Here is a 23,121-nt window from a genome sequence, read left to right as displayed (position 1 = left end):
GATATATAGGTATGATATTTTAATAATTTATTTTTTAGTTTCATTTTATTTATTTTTTATTGAGGGTGGGAAGTTAATATAATATAAAGGTGATGATTTTATTTGGTGTTTTTATTATATGTAACTTGATTAAATAATAGATCCTGTAAGAAACGCGAGATTAAAAGTGTTTTTTAATTTCAATGGCCTATGAATAATTAAAAAACACCCATAACCTTATTCTGATTATTCAGCCACCTCTCCGCCAAAATAGTTATCCCAAATCCGCTGATAAGTGCCATCGTTTTTAATTTCAGTAATCGCTTTATCAACGGCCGCTTTTAATTCAGGATCACTCTTACGCAGCAGCACGGCGGTTTGTGCTGCGTTGGTATCGGCCGCCACAATTTTTACCCGTGCATCCGGGCGATGTTTTTTATAGTCGAGATAAGAAAGTTTATCATTGATAGTGGCATCCGCCCGGCCTGTGCTGACCAGTTCCACTTCCTGACTAAAGCCATTGGTTCCGATAATTTCTGCACCGTAATGGCGGGCAATCTGGGCAAAGTTATTAGTCAGGGTATGGGCGGAGGTTCTGCCTTTTAAATCACTGAAAGTTTTAATGTCATGATTATCTTTTCGGGTAATCAGCACCGCTTCAGAAATGACATAGGGCAGGGAAAAGCTATATTTTTTCTCGCGTTCTGGTGTAATGGCGATTTGATTCATAACCGCATCGGAACGTCCGGCATCAAGGCCACCAATCAAACCATCCCACTTGCCTTCAATAAATTCAGGCTTTACTTTCATGCGCAGAGCAATTTCGCGGCCAATTTCCACATCAAAACCGGTTAACTTGCCGGAAGTATCATGATAACTGAAGGGCGCATAGGCTCCTTCTGTCGCGATTCTGAATACGCCTGTGGATTGGATATTATCAAAGGTGGATTTTGCATACGCCAGTTGGGTGATGCCTAATTGGATGATAGTTGCCAGTAGTATGTTGAGTACGATTTTCATTATATTTCTCCAAGGGGGAATTATTGTTTTTTTGAATTATTCCCAATATAGCGGTAATGACAAAGGCTTTGTATAGAAGATAACGTTATATGATATTGTGTATGTGATATTTTCTATGTGATGTGTTGGAATATTTTCTCCATAGTAATAACTAAAGTTAATTATTTATCCCTGAGTGAATTAATTCATAATTTTGATATTAACTATTTAATTGCTTTAGTCACGGTTGGATTAGCCTATTTTGTCAGAAAGTATACGTGTTCAATATTAAAAATCCTGTTTTTTCGCTGGTATTTTTTATTGTTATTCATTGGCTATTGCGTTAATACATTCTGTGAAAAGAAAAAAGCCACTGCAATATTAAATGCAGTGGCTTAACTTGAATGAAGTCCATTAAACTGGTTGACGTATTCAGAGTACAACTCCACATGGCTTTTGTATGTAAAATGGCCTATAAGCTATGTTGATTATCATTGTGAAAATAGGATATTTCCGGATAAGGAGTTACCTAAGAGAATGGAGTTTAAAGCACTCTAAGCGGGTAGCATTGGTCATAACGCTCGCTGATGTTTCCTTGATATCAGCCTATTAACGCTTTAGCTTTTGCTTTAACCTCTGAAAGCACGGAAGCCGATACTTTTCCTTTTATTGTAGCATTGCGCTCGCGCCAGTCTAAACTTTTTACCTGATCAGCCAGTACTGCACTATCCTCTTCACTTTCTACTTTTACTTCAAAAGGGTAGCCTTTGATCTTAGTGGTCATGGGGCAACATAACATCAGCCCTATCCGACCATTATAAATAGCAGGGCTAAGAACCAATGCAGGGCGGTGTCCTGCTTGCTCGTGCCCTGCTTGCGGATCAAAATCAAGCCATACAATATCGCCAGCTTCTGGTACATACTTTGATTTCATTGAAACTCATCCTCTTTGCCTTTCCAACAATTTGATTACAAAACTTATTCCTTCTGAGGTTCTGATTACATCCAAAGGATTAAAACAGTGACTTATTCTAATTACAATAGCTCCTTGCCAGTTGGTTTTCCGAAGGAAATTTCTTCATGAATATTTTCGTTTGTAACACCGGAAAGCAACGCATCAAGCGTATATTCTTTAGCGCGCACAGGCACAATCACGATACGCCCATCTTCTACAGTAATTTCAACAGTATCATCGACGTTCAGAGACGCTGCTTTCATAATTGAAACCGGAAGCCTTACTGACGGGCTATTGCCCCATTTTTTAACGATAACTTGTGACATTGTTATACCCTCACAACGTTTATGTAGTTTTTATATATTAAACAATAAACCGCATGTGTCAACATTGTCGATACATTATAGTTTGTTATCCGGTGTTCGATTTAAGAGTCTGACTGATGCTATAGATACTGGTATGTCTTCAGACCGTTCTTTTCATGTGATGGCGAGTCTTGCGGAAATGAAGCGAGAACTTATAGTTGAATCTACCCGCGCAGGACTGGAAACAGTCAAAAAACCATAAAATTAAGTTCATATAAACGGTCGTTAAAGTGGACTATGAAAAAAGCCACTGCAACTAAATGCAGTGGCTTAACTTGAATGAAGTTCAATCAAGAAAGATTACAGCGCAGAAATCGTCTCTTTCTGTGCCAGTAATTTCTCTTTTGCCGCATTGTTGCTTGCCAGACGCTCACGCTCTTTGGCAACAACGGCCTCCGGCGCACGGCTGACAAAACCGTCGTTAGACAGTTTGGCTTCAATCGCGCTGATTTCTTTATCCAGCTTCTCGATTTCTTTATCCAAACGTGCCAGTTCAACGTCTTTATCGATCAGACCGGCCATTGGGATCAGTATTTCTGCACTGTTGATCAGCTTGGTGACAGAAACAGGGGCTTCTTCGCCCGCCGCCAGAACGGTGACGGAAGCAAGACGACCCATCGCCTGAATGAAGTTGAGGTTTTCAGCCACACGGCGCTGTGCATCCGCATTGGCATCACGCAGCAAAACCTCCAGCGGCTTGCTTGGCGCGATGTTCATTTCTGCACGAATGTTACGTACCGCAATGATGGCTTCTTTGATCCATTCCAGATCGCTCAGCGCCAGCTCGTCCACTTTCGCCTGATCAAATTCAGGGAAGGGTTGCAGCATGATGGTATCTGCATTAATGCCTTTCACCACTTTCACGCGCTGCCAGATGGTTTCGGTGATAAATGGAATGATTGGATGCGCCAGACGCAGCAGGCCTTCTAAGACTTCAATCAGCGTATGGCGAGCCGCACGGACTTCTGCCTCTGAGCCTTTGTTGATAGCCGGTTTTGACAGTTCCAGATACCAGTCACAGAATTGGTTCCATGTGAATTCGTAAAGAATGTTGGCGGCAATGTCAAAACGGTAGGTATCCAGCGCTTCACGGTAGGTTTTCACGGTCTGGTTGAATTCAGCCAGAATCCAGCGATCGGCCAGTGACAGGGACATTTCTCCGCCATTTTGACCGCAATCCTGCCCTTCAGTATTCATCAGCACGAAACGGCTGGCGTTCCACAACTTGTTACAGAAGTTGCGATAACCTTGCAGGCGCTTCATGTCCCAGTTGATATCACGTCCGGTAGAAGCCAGTGCCGCCAGTGTGAAACGCAGGGCGTCAGTACCGTGGGCTTCGATGCCTTCCGGGAACTGTTTTTCCGTACGTTTGCCGATTTTCTCGGCCAGTTGTGGCTGCATCATGTTGCCGGTACGTTTTTCCAGCAGATTTTCCAGCGAAATACCGTCGATCATATCCAGCGGATCGATAACGTTCCCTTTGGATTTTGACATCTTCTGGCCTTCGTCATCACGGATCAGGCCGGTCATGTACACGGTTTTGAACGGAACCTGCGGCTTGCCGTTTTCATCTTTGATGAAATGCATGGTCATCATGATCATGCGGGCAATCCAGAAGAAGATAATGTCGAAGCCACTGACCAGCACATTGGTCGGATGGAAGGTTTTCAGGGCTTCGGTCTGCTCAGGCCAGCCGAGGGTGGAGAATGTCCACAGGCCAGAGGAGAACCAAGTATCCAGTACGTCTTCGTCCTGGGTCAGGGCAATATCCGCACCCAGATTGTTTTCACGGCGAACTTCTTCTTCATCGCGGCCAACATAGACGTTGCCTTGAGCGTCGTACCATGCAGGGATGCGATGACCCCACCATAATTGACGAGAGATACACCAATCCTGAATATCGCGCATCCAGGAGTAGTACATGTTCTCGTATTGTTTCGGCACGAACTGGATATCGCCATTTTCAACGGCTTCAAGCGCCACTTTTGCCAGCGGAGCAGTGCGGACATACCATTGGTCAGTCAACATTGGCTCAATTACCACGCCGCCACGGTCGCCGTAAGGTACAGTCAGGTCATGAGGCTTGGTTTCTACCAGCAGACCCTGTTTTTCAAATTCGGCCACAATCGCTTTACGGGCAGCGAAACGCTCCATGCCACGGTATTCGGCAGGGATGTCAGCCGAGTAAACGTCAGAGGCTTCGCCATTGGTATCGAAAATTTCCGCTTCGTCACGGATATCGCCGTCAAATGTCAGAATATTGATCATTGGCAGGCTGTGACGCTTACCGACTTCATAGTCATTGAAATCGTGCGCTGGCGTGATTTTCACGCAGCCGGTGCCTTTCTCCATATCCGCATGCTCATCGCCTAAGATAGGAATGCGACGGTTCATTAGAGGCAGGATGATCTCTTTGCCAATCAGATCTTTATAACGCGGATCTTCTGGGTTAACGGCAACGCCGGTATCCCCCAGCAGGGTTTCTGGACGAGTTGTGGCGACAATCAGATAATCTTTGCCTTCGGCAGTTTTGGCGCCATCAGCCAGCGGGTAGCGCAGGTGCCACATGGAACCCTTCACTTCGCGGTTTTCAACTTCCAAGTCAGAAATTGCGGTGCGCAGTTTCGGGTCCCAGTTGACCAGACGTTTGCCACGGTAAATCAGGTCTTCTTGATACAGGCGGACAAAGGCTTCTTTAACCGCTTTTGACAGGCCTTCATCCATAGTGAAGCGTTCACGCTCCCAATCCACGGAGTTGCCCAGACGGCGCATCTGGTTGGTAATATTGCCACCCGATTCCGCTTTCCATTGCCAAATTTTGTCGATAAAGGCGTCACGGCCATAATCGTGGCGGGTTTTACCTTCTTCGGCCGCGATTTTGCGCTCAACGACCATCTGCGTTGCGATACCTGCGTGGTCAGTACCTGCTTGCCACAAGGTATTTTTGCCCTGCATGCGCTGATAACGCACCATGGTATCCATGATGGTCTGTTGGAAAGCATGCCCCATATGTAGGCTGCCAGTGACGTTTGGCGGAGGAATGACGATGCAGAAACTTTCACGGCTGGTATCGCCATTCGGTTTGAAATAACCGTTCTTTTCCCAGTGGTTATAAAGAGGTTGCTCTATCTCTGTCGGATTATAGGTTTTATCGAGAGATGGCTCAGATTGCGTTTGGTTAGCGGGTGTCTTTTCCATTTTGTCTTGATATTTAATAGGTTGGCGGCGTTGCCATGGTCAAATTAAAGCTGACGCTACGATAAACTTTATATCGTTCGCGCGCTAACTGTTTCAGATTTTCATCAATAGGGACGAAGTCTATCACTTCATGGAAAGCCGTGGCAAAGTCTGCAAAGTGAGGAAGCAGTGTTACCAGAATATCGCGGGGAACATTGCTCCTTTTCTGCGGCCAGCACAACTCCACAGGGGCACCATAACGAGGGCCTTCTCCGGCAAGGTTGTGCGGTACAAATTGACTCGGCTCTCGCTGCCATAATGCTTCGTCCAGTTTTTCGGCCTGCTGCTGGCTTTCACAAGCAATCAGAACCCGCTTCCCTGCCCGCCATTGATCAGCGGCAAGCTGGCATGCCAGCCATTCATGTGGCTGTAATTCATCAGAAGACGATGATTGTTCCTGTGAGAGCTTTTCCAATAAATAGAAGGTGGCGTTTTTCATAGTCTCATGATTACAGAGAATGGGTTACAGAAAAATGATGGGAAAAGCGATACAAAAGGGTATTGCAGCCGCAATACCCTTAATTCCGTTGATTCCCTTGATACCTTTAGACTACACCTTTTATGTCGAACTGTTAGGCAACAAAAAGGGGGCAGGGGTATTAATCATCCGCATTCAAGCCTGCACGATTTAACAGGAATTGTGCTAAGAGCGCAACCGGACGACCTGTTGCTCCTTTGGCTTTACCTGAACGCCATGCTGTGCCTGCAATATCCAGATGTGCCCAATGGTATTTGGTCGCAAAGCGGGACAGAAAACAGCCTGCGGTAATCGTTCCGCCTGCACGTCCACCAATGTTTGCCATATCTGCAAAATTGGAATCGAGCTGCTCGAAATATTCGTCAGCCATCGGCAGGCGCCATGCACGATCTCCAGCCAGTTCTGAGGCATTCAGCAGTTCATGCGCCAGCGGGTTATGGTTGGACATCAGCCCGGTGTAGTGACTGCCCAGCGCAATGACACAAGCGCCAGTCAAGGTAGCCACATCAATGACCAGTTCTGGATCGAAACGCTCAACGTAGGTCAACACATCACACAGTACCAGGCGGCCTTCTGCATCGGTGTTCAGGACTTCAACCGTCTGGCCGGACATGGTGGTCAAAATGTCTCCCGGACGGTAGGCGCGCCCACCCGGCATATTTTCGCATCCTGCCAATACACCAATAACATTGAGCGGCAGTTGTAGCTCCGCGATAACCCGCATGACACCATAAACAGAAGCTGCGCCACACATGTCATACTTCATCTCATCCATGCCTTCGCCTGGTTTGAGAGAAATACCGCCGGCATCGAAAGTCAGCCCTTTGCCCACCAATACAATGGGTTTCGCATTGGCGTCTTTGCTGCCTTTATACTCGATCACGGACATCAGAGATTCATTCTGGGAACCTTGACCGACCGCCAGATAGGAATTCATGCCCAGCTCTTTCATCTGCTCTTCGCCAATCACCTTGGTATTCAGATTGTCGGCAGTGTCAGCAAGCTGGCGCGCCTGTGATGCCAGATACGCGGCATTACAGATATTCGGCGGCATGTTTGCCAGATCTTTCGACGCTTTGATACCCGATGCAATGGCAAGGCCATGCTGAATGGCGCGTTCGCCGCTGGTTAATTCACGGCGGGTTGGCACATTGAACACGATCTTACGTAATGGGCGGCGCAGTTCGTTTTTGCTGCTTTTAAGCTGATCGAAAACATAGAGTGATTCTTTTGCTGTTTCGACCGCTTGACGTACTTTCCAGTAGTTATTGCGCCCCTTGACGTGTAATTCCGTCAGGAAACAGACCGCTTCCATAGAGCCGGTCTCATTGAGGGTACTGATGGTTTTCTGGATAATCTGCTTATACTGGCGCTCATCCAGCTCACGCTCTTTTCCGCAACCAACCAGCAAAATGCGCTCAGACAGCACATTAGGAACATGATGAAGCAGCAGGGATTGACCCACTTTGCCTTCAAGTTCACCACGGCGTAGTAAGGCACTGATATAACCGTTACTTATTTTGTCAAGTTGCTCTGCGATAGGGGAAAGACGACGAGGTTCAAACACGCCGACAATAATACACGCACTGCGCTGTTTCTCCGGACTACCGCTTTTTACACTAAACTCCATGCGTTCTCCTGAATCTTAAAGACAAAGACGGATACAATCGCTAAAATATCACGTTGCGCATTAATTCATCCCAAAGAAAATTCACTGTTATGTTAAGCTCACTACATTATTTTTTGGTACTTAGCTAACGATAAGTGTGTTCTAATTAGGAACCAATATATGGGATGCTTTGGTATCATTTTAGCAATGGGGAAGCCAAACTGATGCATATAAATGGTAGATATACGACGAAGTTAGCGACTTTCCTGCAAAAAGACAAGTTTTCACAGGCGTAATAAGCGTGATCATCATTAGATATCTAGTACGGGAAACTCTGAAAAGCCAAATCGCAATACTTTTCATCTTATTGCTGATCTTCTTCAGCAAAAAATTAGTTGAAGTATTGGGGGCGGCGGTAGAAGGAAGTGTTCCCGCAAATTTGGTTCTATCCTTGTTAGGTTTAGGTGTGCCGGAAATGGCGCAGCTTATTTTACCCCTGAGTCTGTTTCTTGGGGTATTAATGACGTTCAGCAAACTCTATACCGAAAGTGAAATTACCGTCATGCATGCCTGTGGGTTGGGCAACGGTGTGTTGGTAAAATCGGCCTTGATTCTGGCCCTGTTCACATCGATGCTGGCGGCGGCTAACGTTCTCTGGTTCACTCCGTGGTCTTCTAAATACCAAGAGCAAGTATTGGCGGATGCAAAAGCCAACCCAAGTCTTGCGGCCATGATGGAAGGTCAGTTCAAGCCTTCCCGTGATGGCAACATGGTGCTGTATATCGGTAACGTCAAGGGCAATAATTTTGAGAATGTGTTCCTTGCCCAGCTCCGTCCGGTGAATAATCAGCGTCCTTCCGTGGTGATTGCGGATGGCGGCCATATGGAAGAGCGTCCGAATGGTAATCAGGTCGCGGTACTCCATCAGGGGATGCGTTATGAAGGCACTGCACTGATGCGTGACTTCCGTATTACCGATTTCAAAAATTATCAGGCGGTGATTGGGCACAAAGCCGCTGATATTGATAGCGATAAAGTTGAGCAGAAGACACTCTCCCAACTCTGGCACAAGGGTGACGAAGATTCCCGTGCAGAGCTGCACTGGCGCCTGACCTTGATTGTGTCGGTGCTGGTCATGGCGCTGATGGTGGTTCCATTGAGTGCCGTGAACCCGCGTCAGGGGCGTGTGCTCAGTATGCTGCCTGCTATGCTGCTTTACCTGATTTTCTTCCTGCTGCAAAGTTCTCTGCGCTCCAATGGTGGCAGGGGTAAACTCGACCCCGCATTCTGGATGTGGCTGGTCAACGGAGCCTATTTTGCCTTGGCGCTGGCGCTCAATATGTGGGATACCGTACCTATGCGCAAACTGCGTTCTCGCTTTAAGAATCAAGGAGCGGCCTGATGTTTGGGGTACTGGACAGATATATTGGGCGGACTATCCTGCAAACCATTTTGATGACGCTGTTCACGCTGGTGTCGCTTTCCGGCATCATCAAGTTTGTCGATCAGCTTCGCAAGGTTGGGCAGGGGGAATATAGCGCGTTTGCCGCTGGTATCTATACGCTGCTGAGTGTTCCCAAAGATATCCAGATCTTCTTCCCGATGGCGGCGCTGCTTGGGGGATTATTGGGTCTGGGGATGCTGGCAACGCGCAGTGAGCTGGTGGTTATGCAGGCTTCTGGTTTTACTCGCCTGCAAGTAGCGGGTTCAGTCATGAAAACCGCGATCCCGTTGGTATTGCTGACAATGGTGATCGGTGAATGGGTCGCCCCACAGGGGGAACAGATCGCCCGTAACTACCGTTCCCAGAAGATGTTTGGTGGCTCCCTGATGTCCACCGCCAAAGGGATGTGGGCGAAAGATGGTAATGATTTTGTCTATATTAAGAGTGTAGACAAGGATAATGCCCTGAAAGACGTCAGTATCTATCATTTTGATGACAACAAAAAACTGCTGTCAGTAAAATATGCGGCTACTGCGGTATATGACCAAAATAACAGGCAGTGGAAATTATCTCAGGTTGAAGAGTCTGATTTACGTCAGATTGGCCGGATCACTGGCTCACAGCGTATTTCTGCTGAATGGAAAAGCTTGCTGACACCGGAAAAACTGGGCGTAGTCGCTCTTGATCCGGATGCACTCTCCATTCGCGGGCTTCAGCAGTACATTACTTACCTGAAGCAGGGGCAACAGGATGCTGGTCGTTACCAGCTCAATATGTGGAAGAAAGTCTTTGCCCCTCTGTCTGTTGCGGTCATGATGCTGATGGCACTTTCCTTTATCTTTGGGCCACTGCGCAGTGTGGCAATGGGAGTCAGGGTCATTGCGGGTATCAGTACAGGCTTCATATTTTATGTCTTGAATGAGATATTTGGCCCATTAAGCTTGGTTTACAGCATGCCACCGCTATTGGGAGCGCTGCTGCCGAGTCTGTTATTCTTCGTAGTGAGTGTTTACTTCCTTCTGCATCGAAAATAACGTTCATCACAAATCACAGCCTGAGCTTTACACCTACAAATCTCTGGCTGTGATTTTTCAAGAACATGCCTCTAACACACGATATTCACGACAGAACTATAACTTCCCATGATTTCGTGATAATGCTGCGACCAGTTCATTCACCCCGTTAGTGACACGGCTGAATTTGCTTTGTTCCTTGCGCGTCATCACCACAAACACACCGATATTCTGCTCAGGGATCATGGCCATATAGGTATTGAATCCGCCGCCACCGCCGGTTTTCTGATAGATGCCCGGCACCCCTTTTTTGGCATCCATATATACCCAGCCCAGCCCGATCCCGTCTGCTTGACCCGCGACATCCATTCCTGTGATTGACGTCAGATTTTCACGTTTAAAATAGATACCCTGCTCACGGCTGGCAGTCTTCTTCCTCAACTGATTGTGGGAGGATAAAAACTGCTGCATCCAGCGTTGCATATCTACGGGAGTCGAATAAATCCCGCCACTGCCTGCTGCTGCGATAGTACTGAGACAGGGACTGGGTTTAACCCCTTCCATTAAACGAGCACATTGGGAACGAGAGGGCGTCAGCGTCGTATCCTTCATGCGATAAGGACGGGTGATTTCTTCTTGTAGCAGACGGGTATAGGGTTCCCCCGTGGCTTTAGAGAGCGCATCCGCTAGTAAATCGTAAGCCAGATTGGAATACGAAGCCGTTGTACCGGGAGCGGCATTCATACCTGCTGTTTTTAGCCAAGCCCAGCGATTTGATTGTGTTGGCCAGATAAACACCGGCCGCCCCCATTTTCCACCCGGCTGCTCTCGTGGCAGGCCGCTGGTATGGCTGGCCAGATGATACAGACGGATCGGTTGAGTCATCGCATAATCGGGTACACGCACACCATAATAAGTGTACTTCTGCAACGGATCGGTGATCTTGAGGCGTTCCTTCTGTGCCAGCTTAATCATAACCTCGCTGGTCATCAGCTTAGTTATCGAAGCAAGGCGGATCACCGAATCCTGACGCGGACGGGCTCCACTCCCTGGATAAGTCTCCCCGAAACTGCGATGCACCACCTGATTATTATCGATAATCACCATCGCCATCCCCAACGGATTACCTTCATCAAAGATTGACTGCGCATACTGGTCGACCAGAGATGAGGCCATTTTCTTGGTATTATCATCACCCTCAAAAACTTGCCACTTTGCGGGTTTCTTGCCTGATTGCGGAAAATTATTCTGGTGTGCATTATCGGGGGCAGCACAAGCCGAAAGCGCCCATGACAGGGCTGAAACAGCAAAAAGTTTATATAACTGTTTGTTCATTTTTTGGATTAACCAATCAGGGAGCGTTTAATTGGAACAACGTCGTTATTTCTTTTTCTTAAACAGCGCTATGACAGCGCCAATAATGATACCCACAAGGATACCTATAAAAATATAGCCGATAATAGACATGATTGTTTACCTCAGAGCGGTGTGTTGTTGTGGAATTATATAAGGTGTTTAAAGGTTGTCTATTGGTAGACGGGGATTATGGGCGAGTGATTTGTGCTGGTTGAAAGGGAGATGGTCGGGTTTTGAGCGTTTTTGATGGGAAAGGATTAGATGTGCTTTTTTTTTCGACACTTGAACAAGATTGAAAGGATAAGTGTTGCGAATGGACTTCTGACAGGTATAATAGCCTCCGTTTTCCGAGTACTTCTCGAATACTTCAGTGCCGAAGTGGCGAAATCGGTAGACGCAGTTGATTCAAAATCAACCGCCTTCGGGTGTGCCGGTTCGAGTCCGGCCTTCGGCACCACATAAATTAAGACGCTAAAAGGCGTCTTTTTTTATGTCTGAAATCCAGTCCCCGTAAGGGCTCTTCTCGCTTTTCCATTCAACATAAGTCAACCTGATTCAATCAACAAGCTAATGCATATTTAGCTGTATCTGTATTTTCCGTTGGACGATATTGAGATTCATTTTAGGATGTTGAGCCTAACTGACCAATCGCAACAAATACACCCGTAGCATGCCAATTCCCTTCCCAACACAAACAAATTATTGCGATTGCGTTCGCATTATGGAGAATGCTTAACCATGTGCTGTATTTATATCAACGAAATCAATAATTTTTTATTAATTTACGGGATGGGAAATGGACAGGAACACTCAGGGGTTTGCATCATACTGGCGTAACTCCTTAGCAGATGCCGAGTCTGGCAAAGGGGCGTTTGAGCGTAAAGATGCGGATAAATTCACCCGCTGGACGGACATTACCACGGGACGGCTGGATGAGGAGATCGTTCGCAGGTTCTTTGAGGGTGAAGGCGACGCGGTTAAAACAGTCGAGGTATTGTTACGACCAAAAGCTTGGATCCGCCTGCTAAAGCATGGAAAAGAGCGGATGGCAGGCGCGCCAGGTATCGTCACACCATTGGTAACCTCCGCTCTCTTGAACCGCGAAGGCTTTTTGTTTCCCACAGCGCCAACCACCATTCCTCGAGACCTACTCGAACCGCTCCCCAAAGGCACCTTCTCAATTGGCGAGATGGTGCAATACGACAGATACAAAACCACGCATAATTCGGCCACCTTTGGTGCGGATGACGAACAGCAACACCGTGAGGAAAATGATGAGCAGCGGGCTAAGCGTTATGAAAAGCATCAGCAGCAGTGGCAAAAGTACCTGACTGAGACAAACAGTCTCCTGGAAAACGTGGCCGGAAAATGGATCGCCACCCACGAGCAATACGAACCGGCTGGATATGGCTATGTTATCAAAGCGAACCAGCCCGGCGGGGCCAGCATCCATATCCTTCCCCTATACGATCATCTGCTGATGTGTAAAAAAGAGGTTCCGTTACTGACGCGCTTTGCCTCGACGGAAATGCCCCCCGTAGAACCTCTCCTTGCCGCCAATGCAAAGTTCAGTGAGCGTCTGGGGCATTCTGGGGATGAGTTCCCACTGGCTGTAGCGCAGCGCGATGCCCTGAGCCATTATCTCACCCAGAAGCCGGGTGATATCCTCGCCGTCAACGGCCCGCCGGGAACCGGAAAAACCACTCTGGTTCTCTCTATCATTGCCACCGAATGGACAAGAGCTGCCCTCAATAAAACCGAACCGCCGGTGGTGATTGCCACATCAACCAACAATCAGGCTGTAACCAACATCATTGAAGCGTTCGGTAAAGATTTTGCCACCGGCACCGGAGCAATGGCCGGGCGCTGGCTACCTGAGCTGAAAAGCTATGGCGCTTACTTCCCGTCTTCGGGCCGTAAGGCCGAGGCTGTGAAAAAATACCAAACGGATGACTTTTTCAACCGCGTTGAATCTACCGAGTATGTTGAAGATGCGCAGGTCTTCTATCTTGAAAGGGCAAGAGCGGCGTTCCCGTCGGTGGAATGTAGCTCCCCCGAACGCGTCGTGGATCTTCTGCATGAGCGTTTAACCGAGCAGTCCGCGCAGCTTAAGCAAATCGAGCCAGCATGGGACAGTCTAAACCGCATCCGCCAGGAGCGGAGCGCCATCAGCGAAGATCTAGACCAGTATATTCAGGACAAGAGTACGTTACTGCTCGACAGCACGAATGCAATAGCGCTTTTAACCCAAGGCAAAAAGCAGTGGCAGCAATATCGCGCCGGTGAGTCTATGCTGTATGCGTTTTTCTCTTGGATTCCCGCCGTTCGCACTAAGCGCCACTATCAGATTAACCTCTTCCTGGACGCTACGTTTGGCACAAGAATGGCCGCGTTCCAAGGCACTGCGCCGGAAGGCATCGATACGTATATCGATGGCCTTATTGCTCAGGCGCAAAAAGAGCAGGGCGAGTACCAGCAGCAAATCGATCTTGCTCAGGACGTTTCCCGGCGCGAAAGCGAGGCTGTCCGATGTTGGCACGACCTGACCCAGTCACTGGGGCATACGGGCGAAGAGGAACTGAATCTGGCCGGGGCCGACGAGCTTGCAGATACACAGATCCGCTTCCCGGCGTTCCTTCTGGCAACCCACTACTGGGAAGGCCGCTGGTTGATGGATATGACCGCCATTGATAATCTTGGGGATGAAAAAAAACTCAAGGGTGCGAAAGCCGTAAAGGCCCGCTGGCAACGTAGGATGAAGCTCACACCTTGTGTGGTGATGACTTGCTATATGCTACCGTTCCATATGAAAACCCGCGAATCTACAGGCGGGGCGAAGCAGTTTGATAACAGCTATTTTTATAATCTTGCCGATCTGTTGATCGTTGATGAAGCGGGGCAGGTGCTCCCGGAGGTAGCTGCAGCCTCCTTCGCACTGGCGAAAAAAGCGTTAGTGATCGGCGATACGAAGCAGATCGCGCCTATCTGGAACAGTTTGCCCGGAATTGATATGGGTAATATGGTGGAAGAGAACATCCTTCCCGGCGGCACCCAGGAAGAGCTGACGGATGCCTATGCGCTGATGTGTGATTCAGGTAAAAGCGCGGCGTCGGGCAGCGTCATGAAGGTTGCCCAGTTTAATTCTCGCTACCAGTACGACCCGGACCTGGTTCGTGGGATGTACCTGTATGAGCACCGTCGCTGTTTCGATAACATCATCGGCTACTGTAATGCGCTCTGCTACCACGGTAAGTTGCAACCCAAACGGGGGACCGAAAAAGAGGCGCTCCTTCCGGCAATGGGCTATCTGCATATCGATGGCCTGGGTCAGCAGGCAAATGGCGGAAGCCGTTACAATACTTTTGAGGCCGGAACGATAGCCGCCTGGCTAGCTGCGCATAAAGAGGAAATAGAACGCCATTACGGCAAGCCGCTGCATAAAGTGGTAGGGGTAGTTACGCCATTTTCGGTGCAGGTCAACGCCATCAAGGCGGCATTGCGTAAGCTCGGCATTAACTGTAGCGGTGATGAAGATTCGCTAACGGTCGGCACAGTGCACTCTCTGCAGGGGGCCGAAAGAGCGATCGTGATCTTTTCCCCGGTCTATTCCAAACATGAGGATGGCGGGTTTATCGACAGCGACAGCAGCATGCTGAATGTCGCCGTCTCCCGCGCAAAAGATAGCTTCCTAGTCTTCGGCGATATGGATCTGTTTGAGATCCAGCCCGGCTCTTCGCCGCGAGGATTACTGGCAAAATACCTGTTTGCTTCAGACAGCAACGCATTGCAGTTTGAGTTCCAGGAACGCAAAGATTTAAGCGCAGCACAAACGCAGATCTCGACCCTGCACGGCGTGGAGCAGCATGATGCGTTTCTGAACCAGACCTTTGGCACTATCGGGAAGAACATTACTATCGTTTCCCCTTGGTTGACCTGGCAAAAGCTGGAACAAACCGGCTTTCTGACGTCGATGAGTCATGCGCGCTCGCGCGGCATTGATATCACTGTAGTGACGGACAGAAATTTTAATACCGAACACGCCGATTATGAAAAGCGCAAAGATAAACAGCAGCGTCTTAACGATGCTGTGGAAAAGCTGAACGAGATGGGCATCACTACGAAGCTGGTCAATCGCGTTCACAGTAAAATTGTGATTGGAGACGAGGGGCTACTGTGCGTAGGTTCGTTTAACTGGTTCAGCGCCACGCGAGAAGAGAAGTATCAACGGTACGATACGTCGATGGTGTACCGTGGCGAAAGCTTAAAAGGTGAAATCAAAACGATTTATACCAGCCTGGAGCAGCGCCAGTTGTAAGACGGGTGCTAACCCTTTAGATATGGAGTGAGCACCTTAAATTTGTTGCATGAGTTCTGACATCACGTTTTAGCGCGTTGTGGATACCGGTACTATCACAGTGCCGGTATTGTTTTTACCGTGATAGCTCAGAAGCGAATGTCATCGAGTACAATCATTAATCGGCAGTAATCACTATGGTATTTTTTCCAGATAGCTGAACTATTGGTGTGATTCGCAATGCCCCAGGATCAATAGCGCGTAAAAATAACATACTCGTCCATCAAGCTCGTCAGTGCCGCATTTCACGTGACTTGCAAAAAGGGATCATGTGCTGGGTTCGTGCCGTGGCTCAACCAAAAACATTTTGGAAGATACGGCAGCGAACGCAGAAATTGTGTGGAACCGGAGAGCAGAAAACAAATTGCCACCTCAGAGCAAATGATACTGGGGTGGCAGGAGTATGTTAGGACGCAGTGTCAGTAGGAGAATGCAACCACTTCTATATTGAAAATGATTGCCGGTGCTTATAAGAGAAGGGAGTTAGAGATGGTTAGTTCACAAAAGTTTTTTTAACTCTAACTGACATCATGAAATAAGGTATCCATATAGCAGCGGTAACTACAGCCTGTAGAATAGGTGATATGGTGGCATAATCGATTGAGTACCCCAGCCCATTAGTAATTAAGAAAATAGTAATACCCTGTATGAGCACATTTGATAGGCAGAGCAATATACAGAAACGAGGCGCTTGCTTTAATTTGTTAAAAAAGAGAATGGCCGTATGAAAAACCAATAAGAGTAAGATGATATTAGCAACCATTGTAAATATGACTATATTCTGCAAGGTAGAATAATATGCAACTCTAGACACTACCTCAGCCGCTATCTTGAACTGATATATAATAAAAATTACTGATAATATTAGACCTATAGCAGGAAGATAAAGCCATCCCCCAATCTTTTTAAAAGACTCATCTGCACATTTTTCACAATATTCTGTGTCTTGAGATATTTCCTTTTCACCATATTTAGTACAAATCCACTTGTTCATATCAATAATCCTTTAGGTTTAAATGATTTGACTGATTCTAATGCAATTTAAAGTTAAGGCAATAACTAACTGATTTAATAGGATGAGAAAAATGGCAAAAAAGAAAATCCAGCATCACTGAGGAGCAAAAGGTTCTCTTTGATGCCTTAACTCCACTACAGCAAAAATTCGTACTGGGTATTCTGAAAGGGTTAAACCAAGTCGATGATTATCGTAAGGCAGGAGGTAAGTCAGAGGGGGATTCTGCACATGTCCAAGCCAGCAGGATGATAAGTTTTGATAAGGTGAAAGCCTTTCTCGCTGTCATGAACCAAGAAGCCGTTTCTGATGCTGTCATGACCCGTCAGGAAGCCTTAGAGGGACTTTCTACGATGAGGCGTGTTTCTCTTCCATGACATTGCTGAATTCCGTAACAGTCAGATAGGTGAAGACGAAGAAGGTCAGCCAGTCTTCCAAGCCTCATGGCAATTCAAGGACTCAGCCTTACAGAACCCCGCTGCCTTGAGCGCCATCTCAGAACTGACCACAGGCAAGAACGGCATCAAGTTAAAATTGCATGACCCGAAAGCGGCTATCAAACAACTGGCTGACCTGATGGGCTGGGATGCACCGAAGAAATCTGAATAAACCGATTTCCGTAACTCGTTTTGGCATGGATATGCCGGGTGTACTGGCAGCAATACCTGCGCAAGAAAAGCAAACAGGGTATTCGCAGCAATCTGAGCTTGAATCTTGATGCTGATATCGAGTGGATGCCGAAATTGACAAAGGATAGCCTGCCAAAAGAATAATTTTTTTGATTACAGCAATTTTTCAAAGAAATATAAAAATGTGTTCACTCTATAATTTAAGCAAGATATATCAATATATTATAGGATAAATAGTTATTTTTAAACTATTCACAACTATTCACAACTATTTACCTTACTTTTCCTTTTCGGGGTGAACGGTTGGGTGAACGGTTGGGTGAATAGGGTGAACAGTTTTATTACTAATTCTCTAATAGGGAGGGTTAGATAAAAATTGTTTTCTTAGCAGGTGTTTTCAGCTCTCCGAGTTATCGGGTTAATTAATTCTCGGAGAAGACAAGCGTAGCGCGTTAAATATGTTGTCTTAAACAAAATGTAACATAGGTAACTATATCTATTTGTTTAATATGCGATATTAATTACGATTTTGCCTCTTTATTATCAATCATACTAGAATATATAAATAATTCTGGTATATCTTGTCCTGCGGTGTATCACAAATGTGCAATTATCATGGGTAATATAAAGAATTTTCTAGTTGGGGTTAGTTTTCGAACTGACAAAAATGATAAGAGGGGGGTAAATGTGGATTAAGTCATTATTTAATATGTTGATAATAATAATTTTATTTATTTTTAGCAATATAGGATTTATTTCTATTGATTTAACTATAAAAGAAATAATAACTCTATGGACAAGTAAGGAATACACCCCATCTGAATTGTCTTTTTTTATTCAGATTGCTGATTATGTAATGCTGACTAACAATTTTCTATTTGTTTTGTGCACTACAATATTTTTTTTCAGAAATAAACTAAGATACAGTTTACGAATGATTTTTTCTGTCTTTTTAATTACCTTGCTAAATAACATCTTTACGTTTATTTACATTTTAAATTTTTCTATCTTTTTTAAATTAATTAAAAATCATGATATACATTTGATATTAATTTTATTTCCTGTCTCAATGATTATTATTTATATTCTTGCAAGGATGAAAAAATGAACAATAGGGATATCATCAGACAATCAAGAATTTTAGACAAACTCGACTCTCATACATTAAATATGTATGACACGACTTGTCGATGGCTACCTAAGGGTATTTTTTTATGGGTAGAAACAAAGGGTACAGGCCATACATTTATTTCCGTTCATGCCGAAAGTGGAATAAGTGTATTTACCTATGGTCGTTATGCTGATACCGGCTCATTAGGACTAACTGGCGATGGTGTTTTAATTTGGTTACAGAATAATGAAGCAATTGAATATATGTCAACCGAACTTTATAGAATGGAAGCTCAAGTTTATAACATTAGAGACACCGATATTTTTGCAATAATGAGATATTTTAAAAGTCTATGGCATACGGGTAAAAACATAGGTGGTACATCTGTGTCTGAATCCACCCAGAGATTTGGAAAAGTAATTGATACTTATGATGTAACTGGAGTTAACTGTACAACTCACTCTGTCAAAGCACTTAAATACGCAGGTAGCTCTGTTTTTCAAAGAAAGAATGTATTTTCTGTAAATTATACAGAAGATTTTACCATCCCATATTCATTGCGAATGTACATGAATGACATTGATACACTTAAGAAAAGTATGATTATCACTGATGTTACCTGGAGCTTTAAGCAACAAATGAGAAATACTAAAGGATTAGCTTCTTTAAATGGCGCAGGAAAAGTACAAGGAGCACTTGGTGTTGGTGCTAAATCTTCAGGAGCGCTAGGTACTCAAAGTAGTGGATACGGTGGTGCTACTTTTGGTGGTTCGTCCGGTTGGAATTACACTCCAGAAGAAGAATAATCATAAATAATAATGAATAAATTATTATTTATATGAAAAGCGTCTGAATCGGCGCTTTTATTATTTCATTAAGTGAGTTCAAATTATATTATGATTACTATAACAATATTATTTAAAAAAATCTTTAAATTTTTCAATTTTATTTTCTTCAATGATTTTATTCATTAAATGAAATTTATCTAAATTGGATATAATTTGTTCATTAATACCAAATTTTCTTAGGCGTCTATTTAATCTACATATTCTTATGGTATTCGCACCTTTATCTGTTAAATCAGCATAAATTTCACCATTAAATTTAACAATATGGTCCTGCCAAAAATCAAAATGAGGATGATAAACGCTGAATGCCTTTGAGCTACGAGGGTAAAGTTTAGCACTTGATGATATAGTGTTTTCGCATTCATTTTTGATTTCTTTATCTTTTTTTATTGTGTTGCAATCAGCACAAACTACACATAAGTTCCTAGGTTCAAAGATGAAATTTAAATATCTGGATTTTGGGGCAATATGCTCGATATGACAATTACTTGGTGAAGTTATGGATAGTTCATTTCGGCAATAAATACAACAACCATTTTGTTTCATTCTGTAATAATCTCTTATTTCTTTTCTAACTGTTTTTAAATTTTCTTCATCCCATTGAGTGTGAGAAAAATTTGCATTCGATTTTTTTTTACAGATAAATTCTGTAGAGTTATTACTATAAGATATTGGTTCGTTAATATCAGCCATAGTATTTTACCATTTCATCTAATGAAGTAATCAACTCCAATAATGGATCTTTTTCATGCAATTTATTTTTTATCAAAAGTAATTCTTCCATGATTTTTTTATCTTCATGGTCTACAGATTTTTCGGATATTATTTTAGATAATAAATTTAGAGATAATCGAGTTAAATACTCATTTTTAAAACCAGGAGAATTAAATAATGTCGCAAGCTGAAAATCAGAGGATTTGTTAATGTAATTTATGGATTTCTTATATTTACCATCTTCTATTGAAGTTATAAAGCAATTCTTTTCTCCTAAATTTGCAATGATTTGCGGAGAATGAGTGGTAATAATAAAGTGGCATTTTTTATTTATTTTAAATATATCAATTAACAATTTTATATATTTTTCTTGCCATTCTGGGTGTAGGCAAACCTCTGGTTCATCAATTAAAATTAGTGAATTATCTTTTATAACCGATGAAATACCTAATATATTCATGATTACACTTTGCTCACCTGAACTAGCACTATCTATATGAAATGCCTCTTTTGAGTTTGTTTTTTTTAAAATGATATTTTCAATTTTCAATAAACCTGAATTAATTAAATTAATCAAATCCTTAGAAAGAGATAATTCTTTATTAAATTCTACATTTTTCCCTATTATATTCATTTTCAATTTCCTTATATTATGTAACCATGGGGAATTACAAATAGATTTAAATAATTCATGTAGAGATTTATCATCTTTTACTAAGAATTGATTTATTTCTTCTTTTCCTTTTATTAGCTTTTCAACTAAATAAGATCTTAATTCATAAACTCCTCTGTTTGTAGAATATTCTTTTACTATTCCTAATTTATTTAAAAATATATTTTCGAAGTAAGGATGATATTTTAAAGATTCATTTATATCTGATTTATTACTATTTATTATATTTTCTATTCTTTTTCCTCCTATATACCTAAATGAAATTGCTATTTTGTCTTCATATCCCAAATATTTCAACGCCTTGGATAAACTATTTATTTTATTTTCTGTTATACCAAGTAAAAAATCACCTATAAACTTAGAGATATATCCTTTACTAATGGTTTGGGCTTGGATTCCTCTAATTCCTTGATAGTAATACCCTTTTTTAAAATTATTCTTCAGTGGGAATTTATCGAAGGGGGTTGTAGATACGGCTATAATTCTAGAAGGAGAATTTTTTATTTTAGGAGTGTTATTATTTGAATACTCTTCACAAATTAACTGTAACAGGCGACTTTTTCCTGTGCCATTCTTTCCTATAATAATAGAAAATATATTTTCTCTATTGTTGATATTATTATATAACTCAATTTTTTTTCCTTCATATGTTATGCTTTTTATCATTTCTACATATCCTTGGCTTACTTTTTAGTACGGTTCATTTTAATTGAAAATTTTATATGGCGTTTGTTAAAGTTAAATAAATGTTACCTTGATCACATTGATTAAATATGTATGAATGATTATTTGTTAAATAGATTTATGAAATAAATGATAAATTCGGTCGATTTATCCCGGTAACTGGTAATGCAGTAACGTCTTAAATTCTATTTTTGCCTGATCTTGAATGGATGTGAGGAGAGGAGAAATTCAGGAAAAAATAAGGGAAGGAGGCACAGCAACGGTTTGACTCCCCCTTACCTAATTGTTCATATCTTATTCAACAAAAACGATCCATCGTTTGTCAGGATCGGCCTTTAGGTGGTGAACAAAACTCCCGTAGCCTGAAAGGGTGTAATGGTCAACTAAAACCGGACACCAATTTAGGTACATTGTTGTAATCGGTGTTCATATTCATCCGGCGATATATTTCCCAACCGATAATGACGGCGCTTCAGATTATAAAAGCTGTCGATATAATCGATAACGTCGGCGATACCCTGACTTCGGATAACCTACATGTAATAGATTAAACCTGCCTACTATCCCTCTTTACACAATCTTCACCGCAGTCCCCGAGACAGTAACCATCAACATGCCGCCATTTTTGCCGACTGTCTCATAGTCAATATCAATCCCGACAACCGCATTGGCTCCTAGCGCTTGGGCTTGTGCATTCATTTCCGCGAAGGCGATTTCCCGTGCATTTTTCAATTCTTTCTCATAAGCGCCAGAACGCCCGCCGATGATATCTCTCACCCCAGCAAAAAAATCCTTAATAATATTGACCCCAAGAATCGTTTCCCCTGTGACGACACCCAGATATTCCGTGATGGTATGGCCTTCCAGCGTAGGTGTTGTTGTGTTTTTCATAATCGATCTCCGTTTGATATTACATCACTTGTATTTTTTCTTGGTACTCAGGCGGCCTTATTTGCCACCTGAGCTTGCTATATTACCGCGGGAGCTTGCCGATCACTACGAGTGTCATACGTTGTGGCTGATACCAATCGCGATAATAGGCTTTAGCCTGCTCACTAGACGCGTGGCGCACTGTATCAAGGGAGACAATCGGGTCTAGTTCGGCCGGCTACGTGATAGCGCAATTGCTCTCATTGTTGATTGATCCGAAAGCCGATATCTTGTCGTAAACCCGATCCTGTGAAAGCGGATAAAGAAGCGATTGCGACTATTCCGCAACTTGAAATCTATTTTGACTGAAAAATCAGAAGCGAGAAATGGTTTCTGCTACCAGTTTAATAAACGTCGCTTTTACTTTTTCCGCTGTTTCAATGACTTCTTCATGACTAAGAGGCTGATCCAGAATACCGCATGCCATATTTGTTAAGCAGGAGATACCGACTGTATCAATCCCTGCATGTCGTGCAATCAGTGCTTCTGGCACCGTTGACATACCCACTGCATCAGCCCCAAGCGCTCTAATCATGCGGATTTCGGCAGGAGTTTCATATGTCGGCCCCGTCCACCAGGCATAAACGCCCTGACGTAACGTGATGTTTTGCTCTTTAGCCACATCAATAACGATGCTTCTCAATGCCTTGTTATACACTTCGCTGACATCAAGAAAGCGCACACCGAGATCGGAATGATTTGGCCCAATCAATGGATTGTTTGCGGTTAAG

Annotated in this window: 18 protein-coding genes, 1 tRNA gene and 2 pseudogenes; 8 read left to right on the top strand and 13 right to left on the bottom strand. The window is 43.9% G+C overall.

What is annotated here, in order from left to right; genetic code table 11:
* Nucleotides 1-225 precede the first annotated feature (225 nt).
* The 3 genes from PSI22_RS18680 to PSI22_RS18670 form a co-directional block, all read right to left on the bottom strand.
* Nucleotides 226-999: an amino acid ABC transporter substrate-binding protein gene (locus PSI22_RS18680; RefSeq protein ID WP_273581042.1), complete on the bottom strand. Its 774-nt coding sequence runs from the start codon at nucleotides 997-999 to the stop codon at nucleotides 226-228.
* A 580-nt stretch (nucleotides 1,000-1,579) separates the two neighbouring features.
* Nucleotides 1,580-1,912, bottom strand: coding sequence for an endoribonuclease MazF (gene mazF, locus PSI22_RS18675; protein WP_273581040.1), 333 nt, complete (start codon nucleotides 1,910-1,912; stop codon nucleotides 1,580-1,582).
* A 101-nt stretch (nucleotides 1,913-2,013) separates the two neighbouring features.
* Complete coding sequence (locus PSI22_RS18670; protein ID WP_012987048.1) at nucleotides 2,014-2,259, bottom strand: AbrB/MazE/SpoVT family DNA-binding domain-containing protein; 246 nt, start codon at nucleotides 2,257-2,259, stop codon at nucleotides 2,014-2,016.
* Nucleotides 2,260-2,350: 91 nt separating this feature from the next.
* Between PSI22_RS18670 and PSI22_RS18665 the strand changes: the two are divergent.
* Nucleotides 2,351-2,491 (top strand): annotated as a pseudogene (locus tag PSI22_RS18665) (recombinase family protein); the annotation flags it as partial.
* A gap of 107 nt (nucleotides 2,492-2,598) precedes the next feature.
* Here the strand turns inward: PSI22_RS18665 and PSI22_RS18660 are convergent.
* The 3 genes from PSI22_RS18660 to pepA all read right to left on the bottom strand — a co-directional run bounded on the left by PSI22_RS18660 (nucleotide 2,599) and on the right by pepA (nucleotide 7,643).
* Entirely contained in the window at nucleotides 2,599-5,496 is a 2,898-nt protein-coding gene (locus tag PSI22_RS18660; protein ID WP_273581037.1) for a valine--tRNA ligase, read from the bottom strand.
* A 13-nt stretch (nucleotides 5,497-5,509) separates the two neighbouring features.
* A complete protein-coding gene (locus PSI22_RS18655) occupies nucleotides 5,510-5,974 on the bottom strand; it encodes a DNA polymerase III subunit chi (RefSeq protein ID WP_038182803.1) in 465 nt (154 codons plus the stop codon).
* 160 nt (nucleotides 5,975-6,134) lie between these two features.
* The gene (gene pepA / locus PSI22_RS18650) at nucleotides 6,135-7,643 is read right to left on the bottom strand and encodes a leucyl aminopeptidase (RefSeq protein WP_273581035.1); all 1,509 of its coding nucleotides are present in this window, start codon (nucleotides 7,641-7,643) and stop codon (nucleotides 6,135-6,137) included.
* Nucleotides 7,644-7,923: 280 nt separating this feature from the next.
* On the opposite strand from pepA, the gene lptF reads away from it, so the two are divergent.
* Nucleotides 7,924-9,024 (top strand): LPS export ABC transporter permease LptF, encoded by a 1,101-nt coding sequence (lptF, locus tag PSI22_RS18645; RefSeq protein ID WP_273581034.1) that lies wholly within the window; start codon nucleotides 7,924-7,926, stop codon nucleotides 9,022-9,024.
* A complete protein-coding gene (lptG, locus tag PSI22_RS18640; protein WP_038208282.1) occupies nucleotides 9,024-10,100 on the top strand; it encodes an LPS export ABC transporter permease LptG in 1,077 nt (358 codons plus the stop codon). Before lptF ends, lptG begins: the two co-directional genes overlap by 1 nt.
* A 96-nt stretch (nucleotides 10,101-10,196) precedes the next feature.
* Here lptG and ampH read toward each other — a convergent pair whose 3' ends face one another.
* Nucleotides 10,197-11,414 carry a D-alanyl-D-alanine-carboxypeptidase/endopeptidase AmpH gene (ampH, locus tag PSI22_RS18635; RefSeq protein WP_238099640.1) on the bottom strand — a complete coding sequence of 406 codons (1,218 nt, stop codon included), beginning with the start codon at nucleotides 11,412-11,414 and terminating at the stop codon, nucleotides 10,197-10,199.
* Nucleotides 11,415-11,807: 393 nt separating this feature from the next.
* On the opposite strand from ampH, the gene PSI22_RS18630 reads away from it, so the two are divergent.
* Together PSI22_RS18630 and PSI22_RS18625 are read left to right on the top strand one after the other, a co-directional pair.
* Nucleotides 11,808-11,892: transfer RNA gene (locus tag PSI22_RS18630), tRNA-Leu, on the top strand.
* 339 nt (nucleotides 11,893-12,231) lie between these two features.
* Nucleotides 12,232-15,750: an AAA domain-containing protein gene (locus tag PSI22_RS18625; protein WP_273581032.1), complete on the top strand. Its 3,519-nt coding sequence runs from the start codon at nucleotides 12,232-12,234 to the stop codon at nucleotides 15,748-15,750.
* A 532-nt stretch (nucleotides 15,751-16,282) separates the two neighbouring features.
* Here PSI22_RS18625 and PSI22_RS18620 read toward each other — a convergent pair.
* Nucleotides 16,283-16,783, bottom strand: coding sequence for a DUF2569 domain-containing protein (locus PSI22_RS18620; RefSeq protein WP_273581030.1), 501 nt, complete (start codon nucleotides 16,781-16,783; stop codon nucleotides 16,283-16,285).
* A gap of 378 nt (nucleotides 16,784-17,161) precedes the next feature.
* On the opposite strand from PSI22_RS18620, the gene PSI22_RS18615 reads away from it, so the two are divergent.
* The 3 genes from PSI22_RS18615 to PSI22_RS18605 all read left to right on the top strand — a co-directional run bounded on the left by PSI22_RS18615 (nucleotide 17,162) and on the right by PSI22_RS18605 (nucleotide 19,347).
* Nucleotides 17,162-17,410, top strand: a complete 249-nt coding sequence (locus PSI22_RS18615) for a hypothetical protein (protein ID WP_273581028.1) — start codon at nucleotides 17,162-17,164, stop codon at nucleotides 17,408-17,410.
* Nucleotides 17,411-17,448: 38 nt separating this feature from the next.
* Nucleotides 17,449-17,574: a hypothetical protein gene (locus tag PSI22_RS18610; protein WP_273581027.1), complete on the top strand. Its 126-nt coding sequence runs from the start codon at nucleotides 17,449-17,451 to the stop codon at nucleotides 17,572-17,574.
* A gap of 960 nt (nucleotides 17,575-18,534) precedes the next feature.
* Nucleotides 18,535-19,347, top strand: a complete 813-nt coding sequence (locus PSI22_RS18605) for a hypothetical protein (protein ID WP_273581025.1) — start codon at nucleotides 18,535-18,537, stop codon at nucleotides 19,345-19,347.
* Between the two features lie 108 nt (nucleotides 19,348-19,455).
* On the opposite strand, the gene PSI22_RS18600 is transcribed toward PSI22_RS18605, so the two are convergent.
* From PSI22_RS18600 to PSI22_RS18580, 5 genes and pseudogenes are all read right to left on the bottom strand, one after another.
* Nucleotides 19,456-20,082 carry an HNH endonuclease gene (locus tag PSI22_RS18600; protein WP_273581023.1) on the bottom strand — a complete coding sequence of 209 codons (627 nt, stop codon included), beginning with the start codon at nucleotides 20,080-20,082 and terminating at the stop codon, nucleotides 19,456-19,458.
* Nucleotides 20,075-21,442 carry an AAA family ATPase gene (locus tag PSI22_RS18595; protein ID WP_273581021.1) on the bottom strand — a complete coding sequence of 456 codons (1,368 nt, stop codon included), beginning with the start codon at nucleotides 21,440-21,442 and terminating at the stop codon, nucleotides 20,075-20,077. The genes PSI22_RS18600 and PSI22_RS18595 overlap by 8 nt, the downstream gene beginning before the upstream one ends.
* 588 nt (nucleotides 21,443-22,030) lie before the next feature.
* On the bottom strand, nucleotides 22,031-22,351 hold the full coding sequence (locus tag PSI22_RS18590) for a heavy metal-binding domain-containing protein (protein WP_012987068.1): 321 nt from the start codon (nucleotides 22,349-22,351) through the stop codon (nucleotides 22,031-22,033).
* A 94-nt stretch (nucleotides 22,352-22,445) separates the two neighbouring features.
* A pseudogene (locus PSI22_RS18585) lies at nucleotides 22,446-22,629 on the bottom strand (hypothetical protein); the annotation flags it as partial.
* Nucleotides 22,630-22,703: 74 nt separating this feature from the next.
* Nucleotides 22,704-23,121: purine-nucleoside phosphorylase (locus PSI22_RS18580; protein WP_273581020.1), on the bottom strand; the 418-nt coding region annotated here is incomplete at its 5' end.

Origin of the sequence: Xenorhabdus aichiensis, assembly GCF_028598775.1 — a bacterium.
Taxonomy (GTDB): domain Bacteria; phylum Pseudomonadota; class Gammaproteobacteria; order Enterobacterales; family Enterobacteriaceae; genus Xenorhabdus; species Xenorhabdus bovienii.
The sequence above is the reverse complement of the archived record's forward strand: the minus strand, read 5'-3'. Positions and strand labels throughout refer to the sequence as shown.

Bases quoted from the DNA above. Each gene is read 5' to 3' on its own strand.
- PSI22_RS18680 (WP_273581042.1), bottom strand. From the start codon at position 999: ATGAAAATCGTACTCAACATACTACTGGCAACTATCATCCAATTAGGC.
- mazF (WP_273581040.1), bottom strand. From the start codon at position 1,912: ATGAAATCAAAGTATGTACCAGAAGCTGGCGATATTGTATGGCTTGAT.
- PSI22_RS18670 (WP_012987048.1), bottom strand. From the start codon at position 2,259: ATGTCACAAGTTATCGTTAAAAAATGGGGCAATAGCCCGTCAGTAAGG.
- PSI22_RS18660 (WP_273581037.1), bottom strand. From the start codon at position 5,496: ATGGAAAAGACACCCGCTAACCAAACGCAATCTGAGCCATCTCTCGAT.
- PSI22_RS18655 (WP_038182803.1), bottom strand. From the start codon at position 5,974: ATGAAAAACGCCACCTTCTATTTATTGGAAAAGCTCTCACAGGAACAA.
- pepA (WP_273581035.1), bottom strand. From the start codon at position 7,643: ATGGAGTTTAGTGTAAAAAGCGGTAGTCCGGAGAAACAGCGCAGTGCG.
- lptG (WP_038208282.1), top strand. From the start codon at position 9,024: ATGTTTGGGGTACTGGACAGATATATTGGGCGGACTATCCTGCAAACC.
- ampH (WP_238099640.1), bottom strand. From the start codon at position 11,414: ATGAACAAACAGTTATATAAACTTTTTGCTGTTTCAGCCCTGTCATGG.
- PSI22_RS18625 (WP_273581032.1), top strand. From the start codon at position 12,232: ATGGACAGGAACACTCAGGGGTTTGCATCATACTGGCGTAACTCCTTA.
- PSI22_RS18620 (WP_273581030.1), bottom strand. From the start codon at position 16,783: ATGAACAAGTGGATTTGTACTAAATATGGTGAAAAGGAAATATCTCAA.
- PSI22_RS18605 (WP_273581025.1), top strand. From the start codon at position 18,535: ATGAACAATAGGGATATCATCAGACAATCAAGAATTTTAGACAAACTC.
- PSI22_RS18600 (WP_273581023.1), bottom strand. From the start codon at position 20,082: ATGGCTGATATTAACGAACCAATATCTTATAGTAATAACTCTACAGAA.
- PSI22_RS18595 (WP_273581021.1), bottom strand. From the start codon at position 21,442: ATGATAAAAAGCATAACATATGAAGGAAAAAAAATTGAGTTATATAAT.
- PSI22_RS18590 (WP_012987068.1), bottom strand. From the start codon at position 22,351: ATGAAAAACACAACAACACCTACGCTGGAAGGCCATACCATCACGGAA.